General features: G+C 62.2%; 16 protein-coding genes and 1 pseudogene. 14 read left to right on the top strand and 3 right to left on the bottom strand.

Annotation, left to right across the window (positions count from 1 at the left end):
- Nucleotides 1-508: 508 nt before the first annotated feature.
- Together JMY24_RS36410 and JMY24_RS36405 are read left to right on the top strand one after the other, a co-directional pair.
- Nucleotides 509-1,564 (top strand): helix-turn-helix domain-containing protein, encoded by a 1,056-nt coding sequence (locus JMY24_RS36410; RefSeq protein WP_236597731.1) that lies wholly within the window; start codon nucleotides 509-511, stop codon nucleotides 1,562-1,564.
- 352 nt (nucleotides 1,565-1,916) lie between these two features.
- Nucleotides 1,917-2,177, top strand: coding sequence for a hypothetical protein (locus JMY24_RS36405; RefSeq protein ID WP_164862245.1), 261 nt, complete (start codon nucleotides 1,917-1,919; stop codon nucleotides 2,175-2,177).
- Nucleotides 2,178-2,828: 651 nt separating this feature from the next.
- On the opposite strand, the gene JMY24_RS36400 is transcribed toward JMY24_RS36405, so the two are convergent.
- Nucleotides 2,829-3,620: an IS3 family transposase gene (locus tag JMY24_RS36400; RefSeq protein WP_328809335.1), complete on the bottom strand. Its 792-nt coding sequence runs from the start codon at nucleotides 3,618-3,620 to the stop codon at nucleotides 2,829-2,831.
- Entirely contained in the window at nucleotides 3,599-3,961 is a 363-nt protein-coding gene (locus tag JMY24_RS36395; RefSeq protein WP_128598624.1) for a transposase, read from the bottom strand. The genes JMY24_RS36400 and JMY24_RS36395 overlap by 22 nt, the downstream gene beginning before the upstream one ends.
- Before the next feature lie 135 nt (nucleotides 3,962-4,096).
- On the opposite strand from JMY24_RS36395, the gene JMY24_RS36390 reads away from it, so the two are divergent.
- The 3 genes and pseudogenes from JMY24_RS36390 to JMY24_RS36380 all read left to right on the top strand — a co-directional run bounded on the left by JMY24_RS36390 (nucleotide 4,097) and on the right by JMY24_RS36380 (nucleotide 8,271).
- Entirely contained in the window at nucleotides 4,097-4,651 is a 555-nt protein-coding gene (locus JMY24_RS36390) for a papain-like cysteine protease family protein (protein ID WP_328809334.1), read from the top strand.
- A 299-nt stretch (nucleotides 4,652-4,950) separates the two neighbouring features.
- Nucleotides 4,951-5,583 (top strand): annotated as a pseudogene (locus JMY24_RS36385) (tyrosine-type recombinase/integrase).
- Between the two features lie 426 nt (nucleotides 5,584-6,009).
- Nucleotides 6,010-8,271, top strand: coding sequence for a two-partner secretion domain-containing protein (locus tag JMY24_RS36380; protein WP_201703954.1), 2,262 nt, complete (start codon nucleotides 6,010-6,012; stop codon nucleotides 8,269-8,271).
- 577 nt (nucleotides 8,272-8,848) lie between these two features.
- Here JMY24_RS36380 and JMY24_RS36375 read toward each other — a convergent pair.
- The gene (locus JMY24_RS36375; RefSeq protein WP_201703952.1) at nucleotides 8,849-9,073 is read right to left on the bottom strand and encodes a site-specific integrase; all 225 of its coding nucleotides are present in this window, start codon (nucleotides 9,071-9,073) and stop codon (nucleotides 8,849-8,851) included.
- A 1,021-nt stretch (nucleotides 9,074-10,094) separates the two neighbouring features.
- On the opposite strand from JMY24_RS36375, the gene JMY24_RS36370 reads away from it, so the two are divergent.
- From JMY24_RS36370 to JMY24_RS36330, 9 genes are all read left to right on the top strand, one after another.
- Nucleotides 10,095-11,033, top strand: coding sequence for a D-ribose ABC transporter substrate-binding protein (locus JMY24_RS36370; protein WP_128598526.1), 939 nt, complete (start codon nucleotides 10,095-10,097; stop codon nucleotides 11,031-11,033).
- Between the two features lie 111 nt (nucleotides 11,034-11,144).
- Entirely contained in the window at nucleotides 11,145-11,792 is a 648-nt protein-coding gene (locus JMY24_RS36365) for a DUF2291 family protein (protein WP_236597729.1), read from the top strand.
- Nucleotides 11,789-13,381, top strand: coding sequence for a sugar ABC transporter ATP-binding protein (locus tag JMY24_RS36360; protein WP_128598525.1), 1,593 nt, complete (start codon nucleotides 11,789-11,791; stop codon nucleotides 13,379-13,381). The genes JMY24_RS36365 and JMY24_RS36360 overlap by 4 nt, the downstream gene beginning before the upstream one ends.
- A gap of 83 nt (nucleotides 13,382-13,464) precedes the next feature.
- Nucleotides 13,465-14,532 (top strand): ABC transporter permease, encoded by a 1,068-nt coding sequence (locus JMY24_RS36355; RefSeq protein ID WP_027800663.1) that lies wholly within the window; start codon nucleotides 13,465-13,467, stop codon nucleotides 14,530-14,532.
- Nucleotides 14,533-14,535: 3 nt separating this feature from the next.
- A complete protein-coding gene (locus tag JMY24_RS36350) occupies nucleotides 14,536-15,645 on the top strand; it encodes a Gfo/Idh/MocA family protein (protein ID WP_201703948.1) in 1,110 nt (369 codons plus the stop codon).
- On the top strand, nucleotides 15,642-17,648 hold the full coding sequence (apnL, locus tag JMY24_RS36345) for a D-apionate lactonase (RefSeq protein WP_128598524.1): 2,007 nt from the start codon (nucleotides 15,642-15,644) through the stop codon (nucleotides 17,646-17,648). The genes JMY24_RS36350 and apnL overlap by 4 nt, the downstream gene beginning before the upstream one ends.
- A 137-nt stretch (nucleotides 17,649-17,785) precedes the next feature.
- Nucleotides 17,786-19,159, top strand: coding sequence for an MFS transporter (locus JMY24_RS36340; RefSeq protein WP_236597728.1), 1,374 nt, complete (start codon nucleotides 17,786-17,788; stop codon nucleotides 19,157-19,159).
- An 82-nt stretch (nucleotides 19,160-19,241) separates the two neighbouring features.
- Nucleotides 19,242-20,072: a phosphogluconate dehydrogenase C-terminal domain-containing protein gene (locus JMY24_RS36335; RefSeq protein WP_201703946.1), complete on the top strand. Its 831-nt coding sequence runs from the start codon at nucleotides 19,242-19,244 to the stop codon at nucleotides 20,070-20,072.
- 42 nt (nucleotides 20,073-20,114) lie between these two features.
- Nucleotides 20,115-21,359 carry a ribulose-bisphosphate carboxylase large subunit family protein gene (locus JMY24_RS36330; RefSeq protein ID WP_128598523.1) on the top strand — a complete coding sequence of 415 codons (1,245 nt, stop codon included), beginning with the start codon at nucleotides 20,115-20,117 and terminating at the stop codon, nucleotides 21,357-21,359.
- Nucleotides 21,360-21,364 lie beyond the last annotated feature (5 nt).

The following is a 21,364-nucleotide window of genomic DNA, read 5'->3' as shown; positions in this document are numbered from 1 at the left end:
GCAAGCTCAGCGCGGCCTTCGACCAGCCTGCAACATCGACCAGTTCAGTGGCCGCTCCACTTCAGGAAGAGACGTAGGGAAGACTGAACGTCGAGCGGCTGAAAGGGGTCGCGATATGCCGGGCGCATGAGGCACGGGTCGGCCAGCTACGGACGCTGACCAACGCTTTCAAGCGGACATCCGAACGTCGAATTTGCCCCAGACAGCTGACCTTCGCGCGCGGATTGCCAGATAGAATGGGCCCTAGCTGCACGATCCGATTGTCGATTTGTTCTCTTGATGGACCGGCTGGATGAAGGCTACGAACCGCCTGGGTCGCTTTAAGCCTTCCATGGCTTCGGCAGCCCGGACAGGATATTCTTCTTTGTCACCCAATAGGCGCGCACGGGGCGGCCTTCTGACTTGACATGGAAACTCGCCGCACCGGGCGGACCACAACTGGACGGAAACCAGCGATGCGCACCAATGGACCAACGAACTGTCGCCCGCCCGTATGCCATTGAGCCACTTGTTGTTACCGCCGGAGCCGCCCAAGCTTGCGCCGGGCATCGTGCACAGCAATTTCAGCGTGCAAGGCGACGCCCGTCACAGCTTCCTCGCCTGGCAGGAGCGCATGAATCCGGTCTACGACATCCAGGCTGCCTCGAAGCACGGTGACGAGACGTTCGACGCGGCGCTCTCTCGTTACACTATCGACAATCTGAGTTTTTTCGATTTCCGCACCAGTCCCAATCTGGCCGTGCGGTCGCTGGGACGAGTGTCGACGGAAAGCATACTCGACGTTAGCTTCAGCGTGTTCCTGAAGGGTCTGCCCGGCCAATTCCTGGGCGGCAAGCAACGGCGCGACGCACCGCAGTTATCTTCCGGGCCGACCATCCTCGCGCTGGACATGGATCAGCCGTGCACAGTCCGGAGTTTTCATAGCCGGATACTGCTGTTCTTTGTGCCGCGCGCCCTGGTCGAAAAAGCGTTCCCCGACGCCGCGTCGCTGCATGGCCGCCAGGTCGAAGCCACGACGCCCTTGACGCGCATGCTGATTGCTCATCTGGTCGCGCTCAATCGACAAATCGTCGGCCTGAGCAAAGACGAGGCACATCAGTCTTTTCTCACCGCGGTCGAACTGCTGGCCGCGGCATTCAGCCGACAAGCGGGCCTATCCGGTAACGCTCGCGCTGCGGTGCGCGCCGCAGCGTACGGACAAGTTCGGCGCTATGTCGAGGCCAATCTGCACGACCCGGATTTGTCGCCTGACAGCGTGTTGGCGTCGCTTCATTTGTCGCGCGCCAGCGTGTACCGACTGTTCGAGCATGAAGGCGGCCTGGCCACTTATATCGCCAGCCGCAGGCTGCGAATGGCGGCTGATGAACTGGTCCGCTTTCCTCATCTCGAAGTGCAGGACATTGCCTCGGGGCTTGGTTTCAATAGTGCGTCGAGTTTTACGCGCGCATTCCGCCGCGCCTTTGATATCGCGCCGCGGGACTTGCACGGGTATGCCCCGCTGCTCCGACGCGAACAGGACAGGCTGGAGCGACATGCTACCTGGCCGGCGGCAGGCACCACATAAATGCGCAAGAAGGTTGAGCACGCGGTGCTATCCGACTGCGGTGACTCCCGCGCCGATCGGACTGCGGTCTGTAAAGTCAGGTTGCCGGGAGCGGGTTGTAGCCGCGGCATAAATCGGCAGGAGCCGGCCAGGAACAATGGGATGGACTCCTCCTCACCCGACTGGTACACGGCGCATGATTAGCGGGGTACTTGACCGGTCCACAAGCAGGAACCCTAGATGGACATTATCCGCGAGCGCCCGTTTGCCGGATCGGAATCGCCACCGTGTTCTCTTATCGGCCCCCAGGCTGACGTCCGGTTTTCCCCGGCCGGCATCAGGCAGCGGTGCGGTTGCATATGCTGACCGATGCGTGCCGCTTGAGCAGGTCGAGGAGCCGGAAGACCCGGCGCCGCTGAACGGCTACAAGGTCATGTGTTTCCGCCAACCTGCCAAGGCGCCTTTCCCAATACTCGTGATCGAGCCCACGGAAAGTGTTTTCAGCGTTCACGCGCGTGACGTACTGGGCTATGCGTTCGAAGTGGTCGAGCTGCGCGTCGGCGAGGCTGGCCGGCAACAGGCCCCCGTCCGTCGAAGTCGGTTGTTTTTTTGTGCTGCTCATGGCTATCTCTGATCGTACGTCTAGCACCTTCCGCCAAAGCGATGCCATGGCCAACGTTCGCCCACGACATCGCGACGGCCCCTGAGTTTTCCCGGGCAAATGCGGGAGTCCCTTATCTGGTGGAACAGCCTTCTTCCGTACGACAATACCGCGGCTTCCTTGGTACGCTTTACCGTGTGTCTCACAAACTTCCTAGGGGCCGTGCAAATCGCGTGTCGCCTGATACGAACGCGGCGTCGCGTGTTAGATTCACCCGTAGAGCCCCTTGATTGACAAAATGTCCTCGGCCCGTCATTTCAGTGCGAGGGCTGGCTGCCGCATCGGCGCGGATCGGCCAGTTCCGGCCGATCGCCCTTTACCTCAGGCGGACATTCAGTCGAGTGTTTAGCAGCAGGCATGGGACGTTCGACTACGACAGTTGACATCGATCTGGCGAAGAACGTTTTTGCCGTCCAAGTGTAAATGTGGCATAGCGCGCACCGAGCTGAGGAAGCGCTCACGCGGAATCCCGTTGCGGAGATTCAGGTCAACTGTCTCGGTTACATGTTCGGAAAGGAGGCGTGCGTCAGCACGCACTTCTTGGCTCGTGAGATGTGGAGTGAACCCCTGAGGCTGGACCGGGGTTTGGCCAAAAACTAAGCCGCTTGCTGGGCGAGACGATCCTCAAATTGCGTGGGCGACAGATAACCTAGCGACGAGTGCATACGTCGTGCCGTTGTAGACGTCTTCCAGAAACACGGGAAGCCTGGACGTAACGTCCGCGAAGGTCTCGTACCCGGCGAGATAAATTTCCTCGACCTTCAGGGTCTTCATAAAGCTCTCTGCCTGCGCGTTGTCATACGGGTTTCCGACTGCACTCATTGAGCCGATCAGGCCGTATCGGTCCAGCGCTTCCCGGTAGGTCGCACTAGCGTATTGACAACCCCTGTCGCTATGGTGAATGCAGCGACCGGGCTCGGGTCGTCGGCTCTCAACCGCAACATCCAGTGCCGCAAGCGCCAGTTCTGTATCGATGTAACGGCTTACGGCGTAGCCGACGATGCGTCGACTACAGGCGTCAATGATTGCGGCTAGGTACGCAAATCCGGACGCCAGTCCGATATACGTTATGTCCGCCACCCACACCTCATTCGGGTTTGCTGGAATCCGGTTGCGATACAGGTTGGGAAAGACCGGATTACTGTGATTGCTGTCCGTTGTTCGAACGAAGCGGCGTCTGTGCTTAACACCCAGATGACGTTCACGCATGACCCGCGCAATCCGCTTGTGGTTGATTCTATAGCCTCGATGGCAGAGTTCGAGGGTGACCCGACGATAGCCATATCCAGGAAATTCGTCGTGGATGTCGCCGATCAGACCAACCAGCCGGTCATCTGATAGCGCCGCTTCGTGTGCCTTGGAGCGGTAATAGAAGGTGCTACGTGCGAGGGCGATCATTTTGCATCCTTGCCTGATCGAGCAGGATGCGGGCCGCTCACAATGGATGATGGTGCGCCGTCGGTCACGAGACGTAGCCTCGGACTTTTTTTAAGTAGATCAAGCTCCATCGTCAACTGTCCAACCTTGCGTTCGAGCGCGGCAACCTTCGCTTCGTATTCTGCAACTACGCTCGCCGCAGCCTCTTCTTCGTTTAGATCGCCACGGTCATACTGCGTCAACCAGAGCTGTAGAAGATTGGCCGAAAGCCCATGAGTTCGGCTTGCGTCACGGCGTCCGATCTTGCCTGTGCGGATGTCCGTGCACAATTGCAGTTTGAACTCGCCGCTATGGCGTCGATAAGAACCTCTTGCAGGCATGACCTTCTCCTTCAAGTGAAGGCCCAACAAGCGTATCACTTTCCGAACCTCGCCCGGTCCAGCCTCAGGGGTTCACTCCATCGATGTATCAATTTATAACTGCGCGCGACAGCTGGCGTGTCAGAGACTGATGAAATGCGGGACCAAAGAAGGTGGATGTCCCTGAGCCGTGCCGCGTGTGGCCGCAGCGCGCGATGCGTCGAACGACATAGATCCACGGAGGCCATGGTGACTGTTGTCAAGTTGAAAGTCCCCCTTCTAGCGCAGGAGAAGTCCATGTGTTGCTGGCATACCAGCGCCATGATGATCTGGCTTTACTGGCAAGGGCAAAGCGGACGCCAAGGGCCAATGAACACGCTTACCCCCGTTTATACGGCCAACACCGGTCTCTATCCGCAGTCGTTCATCACCCTCGCGCAGACCGTCGGACTCCGCCAGTTGCCGGCGCGTAACCAGTGGTCGAATCGGGATCTACTCCGCGCGTTGCGCGACAGCGGGCCGATCTGGTGTGCAGGATACTGGTATGGGGTGGGTCATGTGATTGTATTGACCGGTGTTGACGGCGGCACCGTCTACTTGAACGATCCCGACGGCGCACATCAGAAAACCGGCACGCTCGCCTGGTTCAACGAGAATCTCGCGAACAATCTCACCGGGTGCATGCAGGTGAAGAACCCGAAGACGTATTGAACGAACAGATAATTTGGATTTCCTCGCTTTTGGTTTCCAGCCCCCGTGGCTCGCAGCGGGGGAAACATTCGCCGCTGCGGAATGCGATTGTCGGAAATACAATACGCAACTGCCTCAGAAACTCCGAGGCCGACCCTCGGCCTACGTCGACAACTCGTCGGCCGGGACGTCGCGCGAATGGCCGTTCCAGTTTGCAACCTGCCACAGCCTCTCATTGCGTCGAAAGGCAACTGCGGGTCGAAGATTGACCACTGCACCAAGCGCAAAATCGATCTCCCTTCTTCGACTAGGAGATTGTCATGGAAGCGCTTAATTCTCCCGGCGCTTGTCGGGTGCCGTGGAACAAGGGGGGCTGACCGGCCAGAAGCCTTCGTTGGAAGCTCCGCGAGATCTGGGCGATTCGAACGAGACTGCAGATGTCGTCCAACGTCCAACGCTCGCGAGTTGGCGATGTTCAACCTGGCGATCGACAGCAAGCTTCGCGCGTGCGATCTGACGCGGCTGCAGGTACAGGATGTCTGCATGGGAGGTCACGTGGTCTCGCGGGCAACCGTCATGCAGCGGAAGACTCAACGGCCGGTGCAGTTCGAGATCACGGAGCTAACACGCCAGAGCGTTGCGGCATGGGTCTCGGTGCGCGGACTGAAACCTGCCGACTATCTTTTTCCGAGCCGGCTCCGCGCCTCACCTCACGTGTCGACACGCCAGTATGCGCGCATCGTTCACCGGTAGGTCGCATCGATCGGGCTAGATAATGCCGCATACGGCACTCACAGATGCGCCGTACCAAGGCATCGCTGATTTATCGGCGCACAAAGAATCTGCGCGCTGTTCAGCTGTTGTTAGGCCATACCAAGCTGGAAAGCACCGTGCGATACCTCGGTATCGAGGTCGACGACGCGCTCGAGATGGCTGAACGAACCGAAGTCTGATTGAGACAAGGTCGGCGGACGCTTGCCGGCCATCAAGCGACATTCGCCTCTCCCGTTGGACGGACTTTCAGATGTCGGCTCCGGCACTGCAAGCGGCCATTGTCCTCCGGAACACGAGCGCCCATCTTCGATCGCCATATTTTCCGCTGTCGGCAACTCACCTAAGACCGACGACGGAGTAGAAGACACAGTCGCTGTTCCTGACGCCTGGGGTGCAATTTGGCCTCGGATCTTGTCGACGCGCATCATGAGCCCCGCCACGCAACAGATGGCGCAAAGTCCCCACATGAAGTCGCAAAACGCTGAGATATTGACATGCATCCGCGACGCCGACTGCTATTCTTCAGACGCTGCGACTCACGCCTTTCCGGCCGGCTCTGCGGGTCGTCGGCATCCATTCCGCGCGCACGCGGAAAGGGGGGCTGTATGTCACATCCAGAACTACTTCGGCCCGCGCGACGCGCACCGCGTCGACAGCAGTCGCGCGGACACATCAGGCTTGCCGTCGGCATTTCGCTGACTGTACTGTCCGTGACACCCGTGGCGTTCGCCGCAGGAGTCCTTCCACAAGGCGGCACATACGTGGCCGGCGCGGGCACCATAACCAGCCAGGGGAATGGTCTCGTGGTCACGCAACCGGGTTCGACGCGCGGCGTGATTGACTGGAACAGTTTCTCGATCGGCAGGCACAACAGCGTGACGTTCGACAACGGCTCGGGCGCGACCCTGAACCGGGTGACGGGTGGCTCACCTTCGGCCATTCTCGGCAGGCTCAGTGCAACGGGTAGCCTGTATGTGATCAATCCGCAAGGCGTCGTCGTGGGGTCATCGGGCGTAATCACAACCGGCGGACGTTTCGTCGCGTCGACGCTGGACATCTGCAACGACGCGTTCATGCAGGGTAGCTCGCTCACGCTGTCGGGCAACTCGAACGCAGCCGTGATCAATCTCGGCAAGATCAGTTCGAGCGGCGGCGATGTGTTCCTGATTGCGCGACACGACGTCATCAACGCTGGCACCGTGGCGGCACCCAATGGCACGGCGGAACTCGCCGCCGGCGAGCAGGTGCTGTTGCAGGACGCAGCCGGCAGCAGGCAGGTGTTCGTGCAGACAGGCAGTCAGGGCACGGTCGTCAACAAGGGGCGGATAACCGCCGCGCAGATCAGTCTGCAGGCCGCCGACGGCAACGTGTATGCGCTCGCAGGCAGCGGCACGCGCATCCGCGCGACGGGCACGGCGAGCCGCGACGGCCATGTGTGGCTGGTCGCCGACAGCGGCCGTGTCGAACAATACGGCACGATCACCGCAAACAACGCGGACGGCAGTGGCGGAACCGTCGATACGCAAGCGGCACAACTCACTTTCGGCAGGCACGCAGCGGTTCACGCGGCGAAATGGAATCTGTCGACGCCCGACTTCACGATCGATGACTCGGCCGCACATGCGTTGCAACGCAGTCTGAACGCGGGCACCTCGATCGATATCGCGACGACGGGCGCCAACGGCGCCACAGGCGACTTGGGCGTCGCGTCGAGCCTGCGCTGGCAGGGTCCCGCTTCTCTCACTCTCGCCGCGTACCGCAACGTCTCCGTGACGACGGGCACGACGATCGCGAACAACGGTGCGGGCAATCTGACCTTGCGCGCCGACGCATCCGGCATCGACAACGGCGGCAGCGTCGCCAACAACGGCACCGTCGACTGGTCGAAGAGTACTGGCATCGTCAGCGCGCTCTACGATATGAACGGCAGTTTCAGCCCCGGCACGCTCGTCAGCAATGCGACCTGGCAAGCGCCGCTCTACAGTGGGCTCGTCACGCAGATAACCGGCTACCAACTCGTCAATTCGGTCGCAGACCTGCAGAACATCGAGAACAATCTTGCCGGCAACTACGCGCTAGGCAAAGACCTCGACGCTGGCAATTCCGCGTTCCAGACGCTCGGTTTCGCTGCCGGTACGTCGTTCACGGGGCAGTTCGACGGTATGTGGCATACGATTTCCAATCTCTCGCCCCGCTTCGAGGCCGTGTTTGGCGATATCGGTCCAAACGGCGTCGTGCGCGACGTGAACGTCAACGCGAACCTCGGTCAGGTGGATTTTTTCTTTGATAACGGGGCCGCGATACTGGCCATTCAGAATCACGGAACGATTGCCAACGTGTTTACCTCCGGGGCCATTACCTCGGGGAACCTTGGCAATGAGTTCGCCGGGCTCGTCGCAACTAACTTCGGACTGGTTGCGCGATCGGGCAGCAGCGCTACCGTCAGAGCGGATACCGCTGCGGGCGGCCTGGTTGTCAGTAACAAAGGCACGATCATCGAGTCATATGCCACCGGCCCAGTCTTGGGATTTGCCTCGCGTGGTTCCGCGGGAGGACTCGCTGGGTCATTCCTTGGGAACACCGGCACGATCACGCAGTCCTTCGCGTCAGGTTCCGTGAGTGGGTTAGCGTTTCATGGCGGCATCTGCGCCAGCTGCGGTGATCTTGGGAACGACGTCTACTGGAACGTCCAGACGACGGGGCAACCGGCGAGCGGGGGCAATCTGCCTGCGGCGAACGGGCTGACCACGGCCCAGATGAGCAACCCGGCCAGCTTTGTCGGATGGGATTTCGGTCCGAACGGCGTGTGGGTGATGCTGCCCGGTGCCACCCAACCCGTTCTCGCCTGGCAGGTTGCCCCGCACTGAACCTAGGGTTCGTCTTGCGAAGCATCAATTGCACGGCCTCAGTCGCATAGTCGGATTGCGGGCACCACGGTCATTGGATCAGTCAGAATGCGGACAGTGGAAATTGCGTTCTCTTCGGAACTGGCCGGTTGACCCATCGTCTTCGACCGATTGATTGCTGCCCTAATTGAGGAGTTGTCAGGCGAAGTGGGCACGGACGAGATCGTGATAGCTTCACGGGTCTCGCTCGACGGCGAAGTCATCCCAGATAACGCCTGTGTGCCTTGGCGTATACGCACCGAGAACGCTTTTGTGTACGCGTATCGCATCGCCGATTACCGGTCGCCGGCAGCAACGCGCGGGCGTCTCAAAGACCTCGAAAACGGTCGTTCACGGCGACCGTGCCCGAGGGACCGTTGAGGGTCGCAAGTACTCATTCACTCACATCGGCATCTGACACTAGAGGCTACGACGGCGCGAACGGCGGCAACGTGTCTATCAGCTACCTCACGGTCGCCGATACTCCAAGGTCGGCAATGGCCGACGAGCGGCCAAGGGCCCGGGCACCCGATCGTATCTCGAGGCTCGAACACTCAACTCAGTTTGAAGCTGGAAAACTCCCCTCCACAAACTCCCGCAGCTGCGCGAGGTCGGTGCGCGCATACGCGGCCGTGGTTTGTACCGACGCGTGCCCCAAAAGCGTCTGCGCGACGGGCAACGGTACCGCGCGATCGACCGCCAGCGTGCGCGCATAGCCCTGCCGTAACCAGTGCGTGGACGCTGCGTAGAACAGCGCACGCGTCGCGGGATCATGTGGCGGCACCAGTTGTCGGCCGCCTGCAGCACCGCCTTCACCTCGTCATGGAGGCAGTTGTGGCCGTGCGCGTTGCGCTTCTCGCTGTGAATGAGCCGCACGGATTCGAATGGCGCCGGTCAGCCGGCAGACCCGTAAAACGCGATAGTCACGGAGCACCGGCGCACAGCGCGACGGCAGCGGGATCACCCGGAGCTTGCCACCCTTGCCCCGTACGTGCAGGGACCAGGCGCGGCTGGCAGGGGACCGATGCGCGGGTTGCTGTGCCGGCCGCTGTATCGGCACCTTTGTTGGTGTCTTCGTCGACGCTGAGGTGCGGCAGCCTCTGTTCCACCGACCATTCGAGTTTGGCGAGTCGCACCCCGGCAAAACGGTACAGCGACCAGATCGCGCAGCGGCGTGCCCACACGGGCGGCGACACCCCGGGCCGGGAGGATCGTACCGGCGTCCACGTCATGCGCGCGGCGCCGTCGCTCGACAGTTCGACGGCGGGTTGACCACCAGATAGCCGGTCTTCTGCCAGTAGCGGAACAGGCTCCAACGCATGAACGGCTGGGGCGCCGCCGGACGCGAGTGCGCGTGCGGCTCCCGCGGCGTGTCAGGGTTGATCCAGTGAGCGCCGGAATGCGAGCAGCTCGTCACGCGTCAGGTCGGACAGGGGGCCGCCGCGCCGGTGCGCTTCGCACCAGCCCGACCAGACGGCGCAGTTCTCCGGTACGCGCGCAGCGTGTGCGGCGAGCGCTGCGCGCGGTCTTGGGCCCTGTCTTTATTGGAGCGGCTTGGCGTTTATGGCCAGCGCTACTGCGATCCCTCGCCTTTGTTACAGGTTGCGAGTGCATGCACGGTTGAGATATCACCTCATAAAACGTTTCCCCCGCGAAAACCCTGGCGCTGATCTCCTTGAAGCCTCCGTGCTAACTGGTATGATGACATCATGACGGCATAAGTGATGACAAGAAGGCAGGAGCGACCGTCGGCTGGTTTCAAGCAGTACAAAGGCGTTTAACCAGAAAGAGACAGGAGACGAACGATGAAAGCATCGAAGCGGTGGCTCGCGCTCGCGTTGACCACACTGACGGTCGCCGGCGCATGCGGAGCCGCGCAGGCGGCCAATCTGATCGCCATCATTACCCCCTCGCACGACAACCCCTTCTTCAAGGCCGAAGCCGACACGGCCAACTCGCGCGCCAAGGCGCTCGGCTACGAGACAATCGTCCTGGTTCACGACGACGACGCCAACAAGCAATCCAATCTGGTCGACACCGCCATCGCTCGCGGCGCGAAGGCGATCATTCTCGACAATGCCGGCTCGGAAGCTTCCATCTCCGCTGTGAAGAAGGCGAAAACGGCGGGCATTCCGTCGTTTCTGATCGACCGCGAGATCAACGCGACGGGCATCGCGGTGTCGCAGATCGTGTCGAACAACTATCAGGGCGCGCAGCTCGGCGGCCGTGCTTTCGTCAAGGCGCTGAGTGAGAAGGGCAATTATGTCGAACTCGTCGGGCGCGAGGCGGACATCAATGCCGGCATTCGTTCCAAGGGCTATCACGACGTGATCGACCAGTTTCCGAACATGAAGCTCGTCGAGCGCCAATCGGCGAACTGGAGTCAGACGGAAGCCTACCGCGTGATGGAAACCATTCTGCAAAGCCACCCGGACATCAAGGGTGTCATTGCAGGCAACGACACGATGGCGATGGGAGCATCGGCGGCGCTCAAGGCGGCCAAACGTCCTGACGTGATCGTCGTCGGCTTTGACGGCAGCAACGACGTTCGCGATGCGATCACCCGCAACGAAATCCGCGCGACAGTGCTGCAACCGGCAGCGCAAGCCGCGACCGAGGCAGTCGAACAGGCCGACAAGTATCTGAAAACCGGCTCGACCGGGAAGCCGGAAAAGCAGTTGATCAACTGCTCGCTCATCACCAAGGCCAACGCGGCGAAGCTCGACATGTTCGCGCTGCGTTGAGTCCTGCTCAGCTCACCTGAGAGCCCGCGCCATGCAAGCGCTTGCGTGTTGCGTGGCGCGCCATCACCGTTTCTCATCTTGCCTCACGCGGGGACCTTTATGAGACGTTGCATGTATGCGGCGATGCTGATCGTCGTCGCGAGCGGGGCGCTGCACGGATGCAAGCTGGTCAAGCATGACGCACAGGCGTCGAAGAATTCACGCGATGCGTACTCGTCCGCAGGCTACGACGCCAACGCAATGGTCAGTTCGATGTGGAGCACGAAGATCGTGCCCGACGTCGAAAAGCGGGCGACTGACTACACGACGCTGCGCGCCGCGATCGGCGCCGACGCCGACGCCGCCGGCCGCAAATACGGTTATCGCGGTAAGGACGACGGCGCGCCGTGGAATTTCCCGACCACGGTGCACGGCACGATCGTCGAGGTGGATACGCAATCGAGCCAGGGCACGGTGGGGGTGGACACGGACGGCGACGGCAAGGCCGACGTGATCGTCGACATCGGACCCACGGTGCTCGGCACGACCTTGCGCGACACGCTCGATTTCATCTCGTTCACGAGCTTCCGCAATCAGATCGAATACGCGCAGTTCGGCACCGCGCTGAACAGCTATGCCGCCACGCACGTGATGAAGCCGTTGCCGCGCGACGCCCTCAAGGGCAAGCAGGTGACCGTGACGGGCGCGTTCTCGTACGATTCGTCGGCCGAGCAGCCTGAGGTCGTGCCGCTCGCAGTGGCGCTCGGAGACAAACCATGAGCGCCGCAGAAAGCAGAGCCGATGCCGACGTCGAGGCGGGCCACGGCGAGGACGTGATTCTGCATGTCGAGGGCGTAACCAAGGTTTATCCCGGCACGATCGCGCTGAAGGAGGTCAACTTCGCAGTGCGGCGCGCGGCCGTGAACGTACTGGTCGGCGAGAACGGCGCAGGGAAGTCCACGCTGATGAAGATCATCGCCGGCGCGGAGCAGCCGAGCACGGGGCGTCTCCTGCTCGACGGCAAGCCGGTCGAACTCACGAGCAGCGCCGATGCGTTGCGCCATGGTATCGGCATCGTGTTTCAGGAACTGAATCTGTTCCCGAATCTGACGATCGCGGAAAACGTGTTCATCGCGCACGAGATCACGCGGGGCCGCATCGACATCGACGCAGAAGCGCAGCGCCGCAAAGTGCGCGAACTGCTCAAGCGGCTGGAACTCGACGTGAGTCCCGACACGCTCGTGGAAGGCTTGCGCATCGGCCAGCAGCAACTCGTGGAGATTGCAAAAGCGCTGGCGCACGACGCTCGCATCCTGATTCTCGATGAACCGACGTCAGCGTTGAGCGCCGCCGAGGTCGACGTGCTGTTTCAGGTCATCGCGGACCTGAAGGCGCATGGCGTCGCCATCGTCTATATCTCGCACCGGCTCGAGGAACTGATCCGGATCGGCGACCACATCACCGTGTTGCGCGATGGCCGCATTACCGGCAATCAGCCGATGAGCCAGGTCGACGTTCCCTGGATCGTCCGTCAGATGGTTGGGCGCGAAACGAAAGACTTCTCACGGCCCATCGGTCACGAGCGCGGCGCGGAAGTGTTGCGCTTGAGCGGCGTGAGTTTGCCGCGCAAGGGCAGTGGCATGATGGTCGATGACGTCTCGCTGTCGCTGCACGCAGGCGAGATTGTCGGCATCTATGGTTTGATGGGCGCGGGACGCTCCGAACTCTTCGAATGCATTCTCGGCTGCCATCCGCATGCGACCGGCGAAATCATGCTCGACGGCAAAGCGCTTGCCGGCAAACCCGTTGCGAAGCGCGTCGCGCAGGGCCTCGCGCTGATTCCCGAAGACCGCAAGGCCGACGCGCTCCTGCCGATTCTTTCCATCGGCGAAAACATGACGATCTCCAGCCTGCCGGATCTCGCGCGCGGTTTCCATATCAGCACGCGGCGCGAGCAACGCTCCATTACCGGCTACATCCGCGATCTCGCGATCAAGGTCGCCGACTGGCGTTTGCCCGTGAGCTCGCTATCGGGCGGCAATCAGCAGAAGGTGATCATTGCGCGCGCATTGATGACCGTGCCGAAAGTATTGCTGATGGACGAGCCGAGCCGCGGCATCGACGTCGGCGCCAAAGCGGACATCTTCAAGGTCATGCGCGATCTCGCGGTGAAAGGGCTCGGCATTCTGTTCGTCACCTCCGATCTCGAAGAAGTGATGGCCTTGTCCGACCGCATTCTCGTGATGTCCAACGGACGCGTGACCGCGCAATTCGAGGCGAGCGTTGCGTCGCAAGACGCGCTTGTCGCCGCCTCGGCAGTCGGACACCGGACGGGCGGCACGGCAGATCAGCAACGCGCCGCGGCCTGACGTCGCGTGTAACGGCACAGCAGCACAGCAGCACACACGGCAGCATGTAGCAGCACATAGCAGCACTACTGCGGAGACTAACCATGACGATGGCGATCAAAGGCGCGGCCCCCGGAGCGAGTATCGGCGAGGCGCCGCTTCTGTTGCTGCTGAAATTGCGCACCTTCATTGCGCTGTTTGCGGTTGCGATCTTTTTCTCGTTCGCGGCGCACAACTTTTTGAGCATCGAAAACCTGCTCATCATGTCGCGCCACGTTGCGCTGAACGCGTTTCTCGCGATCGGCATGACGTTCGTGATCGTTGCAGGCGGAATCGATCTTTCTGTCGGGTCGATCGTCGGATTGTCGGGCATGGTCGCGGGCGGTCTGATCCTGCACGGCATTCCGCTCGGCGATACGTACACGCTGTATCTGAGCGTGCCCGAAGTGATCGTGGTCGCATTGCTCTCGGGCGTGGCCGTCGGCGCGATCAACGGACTGCTCATCACGCGCCTGAACGTCGCGCCGTTCATCGCGACGCTGGGCACGTTGTACATCGCGCGCGGCGCGGCATTGCTGTCCTCGGGCGGTGAAACTTTCCCGAATCTCACGGGCAATCCCGATTACGGCACCACCGGCTTTCCGACGCTCGGCGGCGCGACGATTCTCGGCGTGCCGCTCACCATCTGGCTGCTGATCGTGGTCGGCATCGTGGCGGCGTACATCGCCGGCCGCACGCCGCTCGGGCGGCAGATCTATGCGATCGGCAGTAACGAGCGAGCCGCGCAGTTGTCCGGCGTGCGCGTGAATCGCGTGAAGATGTTCGTCTACATGTTCTCGGGACTGTGTGCGGCGATCGTCGGGCTGATCATTTCATCGGAACTCGTGGCGTCCCATCCGATGAGCGGCGAGACTTTCGAACTGAACGCCATCGCCGCGGCGGTGCTCGGCGGCACGTCGATGTCGGGCGGGCGCGGCAAGATCGGCGGCACCATCATCGGGGCGTTCGTGATTGGCATTCTGTCGGACGGCCTGGTGATGATGGGCGTGAGCGCGTTCTGGCAGACCGTGATCAAGGGCGTGGTGATCGTGGCCGCGGTCGTCGTCGATCAGATCCAGCGACGCGTGCAGCAACGCTTTGCGTTGCAGAAGCAGGCCGCAACCGGAGCCTGAGCGATGAGCGCATCCGATATGCAGCAACCCCGAAGCGGTCAGCGCACGTTCGACGGCGCGTTGATCGGTTGCGGTTTTTTCGCGCGTAATCATCTGCATGCGTGGCGCGAGGTGGAAGGTGCACGGATCGTTGCGCTGTGCGATGCCGATGAAGCACGCCTTCGGGCAGCGGGGCGCGAATTCGGCATAGAGCGGCTCTACACGGACGCCGCTACGATGCTGCAAGCGGAGCGCCCCGATTTTGTGGACATCGCGACGACGGCGGCGAGTCATCGCGCGCTCGTCGAGATGGCGGCTTCGGCGCGCGTGGCGGCGATCTGCCAGAAGCCGTTTGCGCCGACACTCGACGATGCCCGCGCGATGGTCGATGCCTGTCGCGAAGCCCGCGTACCGCTGATGGTGCACGAGAACTTCCGCTGGCAAAACGCGCTTCAGGCGGCCGGCGCGGCGCTGCGCGAAGGCGCCATCGGCAAGCCCTTCTGGGGACGCGTGTCGTTTCGCTCCGCCTTCGACGTGTTCAGCGGGCAGCCGTATCTGGCGCAGAACGAGCGCTTCATTGTCGAAGACCTCGGCATTCACGTTCTCGACATCGCGCGCTTTCTGTTTGGCGACGTGTCGCGTCTGAGTGCGAACATCGCGCGAGTGAATCCGGCCATTCGCGGCGAGGATGTCGCGACCATCCTGCTCAGCCATGAAAACGGAGTGAGCAGCGTGGTGGACTGCAGCTACGCGACGCGGTTGCCGCACGAGCTTTTTCCACAGACGCTAATCGAAGTGGACGGTTCCGAAGGCACATTGCGGCTTCTCGCGGACTATCGCTTGCAGATTCACACGGCGGCCGTAACCGGGACGCACGACGCGGCGCCGCCCACGCTCGCCTGGGCAAGTTCGCCGTGGGAAGCTATCCAGCATAGCGTGCTCGACATCCAGAAACATTGGGTCGACTGTCTGCGCCGTGGCGTGGAACCGGCAACGAGCGGCCGTGACAATCTGCGCACGCTTGCACTCGTCGAGGCGACGTATCTGTCCGCGCGCGAAGGCCGAAGCGTTCACCTGTCCGAAGTGGAACGCAACGCGGCCACGCTCGGCGAGCGCGAAGTGGTGGCGCGATGAGTCCGGAACTCGCGCGGCTATATTACGGCACCGCGCAAGCCGTGCCGCAGGCGCGGCGGCTGTCGGCGGGACCGTGGTCGGCAACGCTTGCCGACGGCGCATTGCGCGACATCCGCTTTCGCGACACCGAGGTGATTCGCGCGCTCGCGTTCCTCGTGCGTGACAAGGATTGGGGTACTTGCCGGCCCGAGCTCAAAGGCATCGAGATCGACGAATCGGAAGACGCGTTTCGGGTCTCGTACCGGGCGCATTGCGAGAACTCTGACGGACAGTCACTGAGCTATGCGCTTTCCGTCGATTGCACTGCCGGCGGCGCGTTGACGGCCCGGGCGAGCGTTACGACGCACGGCGAGTTCCTGACCGCGCGTTGCGGCTTTTGCGTGCTGCATCCGATCGATGGCGTGGCCGGTGCGCCCGCACGCGTCGAACATAGCGACGGCACGGTGGAAAGCGCGGCGTTCCCGGTATCGATCGATCCGTGGCAGCCGTTCAAGGACATCCGTGCCATCGAGCATGATCTGTCTTCACATTTCACCGTGCGTTGCGAATTTGCGGGCGACGCGTTCGAGATGGAAGATCAGCGCAACTGGTCGGACGCGTCGTTCAAAACCTATTCGCGACCGCTCGAATGGCCTTGGCCTTACACGTTGGAAGCAGGCGCGACGCTCGAACAGAGCGTGACCTTGAGCGTTGACGACGTTCAGAACGCTGAAAACATTGAAGACTTCGAGGAGAAGACGCGCGGTAGCGAGTTACTTGCTGCGCCGTGCGAGTCCGCGGACGCTGTTCGAGCGCTTTCAATCGAACTCAATGCGCCCACCGAAGAAACGATGCCGATGCTCGGCGTGGCGATCGCTGTCGACGAAACCGCTGACGCACTGACGCAGCTTGGGCTTCTCGCCGAACTGTCGCCGCAGCAACTGACTTTCAGCTTCGACCCGACAGCGGGTCACGGCCTGCATGAACTCGAACGCTTCGCGGCGTTGCAACGGCAAAGCGGCTTGTCCGCCGTGCTCGAATATGCGCTGCCCGGTGTCGACGCGCCGCGCGTTGAACTGCAAACGCTTGCTGCGCAGATTGCGTCTGCGCGGCTCATGCTGAATGGCGTGGTCGTGAGTCCGGCGGTGCATCGGCAATCGAATCCGCCGGGTAGCGTCAGTCCGCCGTGTCCCGCTCTCGATGAGGTGTATCGCGAAGCTCGCCGAGCGTTGCCGGGCGTGCGGATCGGCGGCGGCATGCTGAGCTATTTCACCGAACTCAATCGCAAGCGTCCGCCGCTCGAACTCGTCGACTGGGTCACTCATGCGACGTGCCCGATCGTCCATGCCGCCGACGATGTCAGCGTCATGCAGACCCTCGAAGCGATTCCTCACATCACGCGCTCGTGCCGCGCACTGATCGGCCCACGGCCATACGCAATCGGACCGGTGTCGATCGGCATGCGGCAGAACCCATACGGTTCGCGCGTGATGCCGAATCTTTATGGCGAACGTATTGCCATGGCGGGCTCCGATCCACGGCAAGCGGCGCTGTTCGGAGCGGCGTGGCTTGCGGGTTATGCAGCGGCAGTGGCGGGCGCACGGCTCGACACACTGACCTTGGGCGCGCTGACGGGCGCGCGAGGGCTCGCCGATATCGGAGCCGACGCTCGCCGCTATCCAATGTTCCATGTTGCAAAAGCGCTTGCACGAATGGCCGGCGCCGCACGTCTGCATTGCGACGCGGGGCACGCAGGCGAGATCGTGTGCGTAGCGGCGTGCGACGCGCGCGGCGTTTTACAGGTGCTGCTTGCGAACACAACGCCTGTCACGCAGACGCTCAAGCTCGATCTGATCGGATCGGAGGGTTCGGAGGACGGCTTGAAAGCGGCGTTTCTCGACGAAGAGTCCGTGCCGAGGACGACAACCGCCGACGCGCTGGTCTACACGCCGTTTCCGGTCGCACGGCCGGTGACGCTTCTGCCGTTCGGCGTCGTGCATGTACTCGCGGATGCAGGTGGTTGACCAGGCCAAATAGCAACGGATGATTGCTGTCTCCACGGATCGGTAGTTAACCCAGTGCCTATTTTTTAACCATGATGGTCTACTCATCACACCAGCACATCACATGTGTGATCTGCAAGTTCCCCCCGGAGAACGCAATGCGCACTGCAATGCCAATGGCTCAGTCGAACGAGCTGGAGCGCTCCACCATACGGAAAGTGTCGATGCGGCTCGTGCCCTTCGTGGCGTTGATGTTCTTTATCAACTTCCTGGACCGCACCGCAATCTCGTTCGCCGGTCCCAACGGCATGACGAAGGATCTCGGACTCGACGCTGCCCAGTTCGGCTTTGCGGCGGGCGTGTTCTTCATTGGATACATCTTTCTGGAAGTGCCCAGCAACCTGGCGTTGCATAAGTTCGGCGCGCGCCGCTGGCTTGCCCGGATCATGGTGACGTGGGGGATCGTCGCGTTGCTGTTCACCTGGGTGAGCAGCGTGCCGGGGCTCTACACGTTGCGCTTTCTGCTGGGCGTCGCGGAAGCGGGCTTCTTTCCCGGCGCGATTCTGTTTCTCAGCACGTGGGTGCCGCAGCGTCATCGCAGCTACATCCTCGCGCTGTTTTATCTGGCGCAGCCGCTCACCATCGTCATCGGCGCGCCGTTCGCGGCGCTGCTGATCGGCGCGCACGGGTTCTTCGGCCTGGCGGGCTGGCGCGTGATGTTTCTCGGCGTCGCGCTGCCCGCCATCGTCATCGGCTTCGTGGCGTGGTTCTATCTGTCCGACAAACCGTCGCAAGCGCGCTGGCTCACCTCGGCCGAACAGGAATGGCTGACCAGCGAGCTCGAAGCCGAACAGCGTCTGCGCGAGGCGAGTGGGGAGACGCACCGTCACAATGCGGGCGCCGCGCTCGTGAGCGGCCGCGTGTGGATGTTCGCGCTCATGTACTTCGGCCTGATCTATGGCCTCTATGCACTCGCATTCTTTCTGCCGACCATCATCGGCGGTTTCGAAGGCCGGTTCGGCACGCACTTCAACGTGTTCCAGAAAGGCCTGATCACGGCAATTCCGTACGTGCCCGCCGCCATCGCGCTGTTTCTCTGGAGCCGCAACGCGACGAAGCACGGGGTGCGCAACTGGCACATCGGCATCCCCGCGTTGATCGGCGCACTGAGCATTCCGCTCGCTCTCTTCATGAAGTCGCCGTCGACGAGCATCGCGGTGATCGCCGTGACGGCCTGCGCGATCTTCTCCGCGCTGCCCAACTTCTGGGCGCTGCCGGCGCGTTTTCTCTCAGGCGCGGCTGCTGCGGCGGGCATCGCGTTGATCAACACGGTCGGCAATCTCGCGGGCTTCGTCGCGCCGTATGTCACGGGCGCGATGAAGGATGCGACAGGCTCCTATCAGGCGCCGATGTTCGTCGTCGGCGCATTCATGTTGTTGAGCGCGGTGCTGGCCTTCGCGTTCTGCGGCGAGCGCAATCCGCGGGCGTCCGATAAGCACGCTTCTGCCGCGCTGGACCCGCACGCTGGTTAAAAGGCGCACGAGACACCGAACCGGAACCGAACCGAATCGGAACCGAATCGAAGCAACACCGAACCCTTCAAGGAGTAGGACGATGAAAGAGAAAATCGCACTGATCGGCGCGGGCGGAAAAATGGGCTTCCGCTTGAGCAGCAACCTGAAGAAATCCGATTACCGCGTGGCGCACGTCGAGGTCAGCGATGCGGGCCGTCAGCGTCTGAAAGACGAACTCGACGTGGACTGCGTGTCGATGGATGCCGCAGTCGACGGCGCGCAGGTCGTCATTCTCGCCGTGCCCGACACGCTGATCGGCAAGCTGAGTCACGAGATCGCGCCGAAGCTGCCCGCAGGCACCATGGTGATGACGCTCGACGCCGCCGCGCCGTTCGCAGGCCATTTGCCGGAGCGGCCCGATCTCACATATTTCGTCGCGCACCCGTGCCATCCGCTGATTTTCAACGACGAGTCTGATCCGCAAGCGCGGCGCGATTTTTTCGGCGGCGCGTATGCGAAGCAGTCGATTACGAGCGCGTTGATGCAAGGTCCCGAATCAGCATTCGATCTCGGCGAAGACGTCGCCAAAACGATCTATCAGCCGATTCTGCGTTCGTACCGGCTGAGCGTGGACCAGATGGCGCTGCTCGAACCCGGTCTCTCCGAGACGATCTGCGCGACCTTGCTCTACGTGATGCGCGAAGCCATGGACGAAACGGTGAAGCGCGGCGTGCCGAAAGAGGCCGCCCGCGATTTTCTGCTTGGGCATATGAACATTCTGAGCGCGGTGATCTTCAACGAGATTCCCGGCGCATTCTCCGATGCCTGCAACAAGGCCATCGAGTTCGGCAAACCGCGCCTCATGCGCGACGACTGGAAAGGCGTGTTCGAGCGCGAAGAAATTGCCGAAAGCATTCGCCGCATTACCTGAGGCGCGCGGCTGTTCCCTGTCGACTTCAACGAGGATTGCATTGTGAGCGAACGCATTTACGCGACCTACTGGCTCGAAACTGGCGATGATCCGGCGCGCGCCGCCGACACCATCGCCGGGGAGCAGTCGAGCGGCACCTTTGTCGCGCTGCCCACGGAAACGCCCGAACTCAAGGCGCGCTCGGGCGCGCGGGTCGAGCGGCTGGACATTCTGGAAACGGTGGAGCGGGCGAGTCTCGCGGGCGGCATGCCGTCGAACCGTTACACGCGATGCACGCTCGAACTGTCGTGGCCAATCGAGAATTTCGGGCCATCACTGCCGAATCTGATGTCGACCATCGCGGGCAATCTGTTTGAACTGCGTCAGGTGTCGGGGCTGCGGCTGACCGGTCTGCGGCTGCCGCCGTCGTTCGCCGCCGCTTACCCCGGACCGGCCTTCGGCATCGAAGGCACGCGGCGTCTGAGCGGCGTCTCGCACGGTCCGCTGATCGGCACGATCATCAAGCCGAGCGTGGGTTTGTCGCCGGAGGAAACGGCGCAGCAGGTGCGCGAACTCGTCGAGGGCGGCATCGACTTCATCAAGGACGACGAACTGCAGGCCGACGGTTCGCATTGTCCATTCGACGAGCGCGTGGAAGCGGTGATGCACGTCGTGAACGACCACGCCGAGCGCACCGGCAAGAAGGTGATGGTGGCCTTCAACGTCACGGGCGATCTCGATCAGATGCGCCGGCGTCACGACCTCGTGCTCGCGCAGGGCGGCACGTGTGTGATGGCGGTGCTCAATTCGGTCGGTCTCGTCGGGCTGCATGAACTGCGGCGCCACTCGCAATTGCCGATTCACGCGCACCGCGCGGGCTGGGGTTATCTGACGCGCAGTCCGGAACTGGGCTGGGACTATGCGCCGTGGCAAATGCTGTGGCGACTCGCGGGCGCGGACCACATGCATGTGAACGGCTTGCGTAACAAGTTCAGCGAATCGGACGAGAGCGTCATCACGTCGGCGCGCGCGGTGCTCGCGCCCGTGATGCCGGAGGCGCCGATGACCGCGATGCCCGTGTTCAGTTCGGGCCAGACCGGCCTGCAGGCCGCCGATACCTATGCGGCGATCGGCTGTGCGGATCTGATTCATACGGCGGGCGGCGGAATCTTCGGACATCCGCAAGGCGTCGCGGCGGGCGTCGAGGCGTTGCGCGAGGCGTGGGTCGCGGCCATCGAAGGCGTGCCGCTCGAACGTCACGCCGAACGTCACGCGTCGCTTCGCGCGGCGCTCGGCTTCTGGAAGTGAGCGCG

The organism is Paraburkholderia kirstenboschensis (genome assembly GCF_904848585.1).
Taxonomy (GTDB): domain Bacteria; phylum Pseudomonadota; class Gammaproteobacteria; order Burkholderiales; family Burkholderiaceae; genus Paraburkholderia; species Paraburkholderia kirstenboschensis.
Note: the sequence above shows the minus strand (reverse complement) of the source record. Positions and strands in the feature narration are given on the sequence as shown.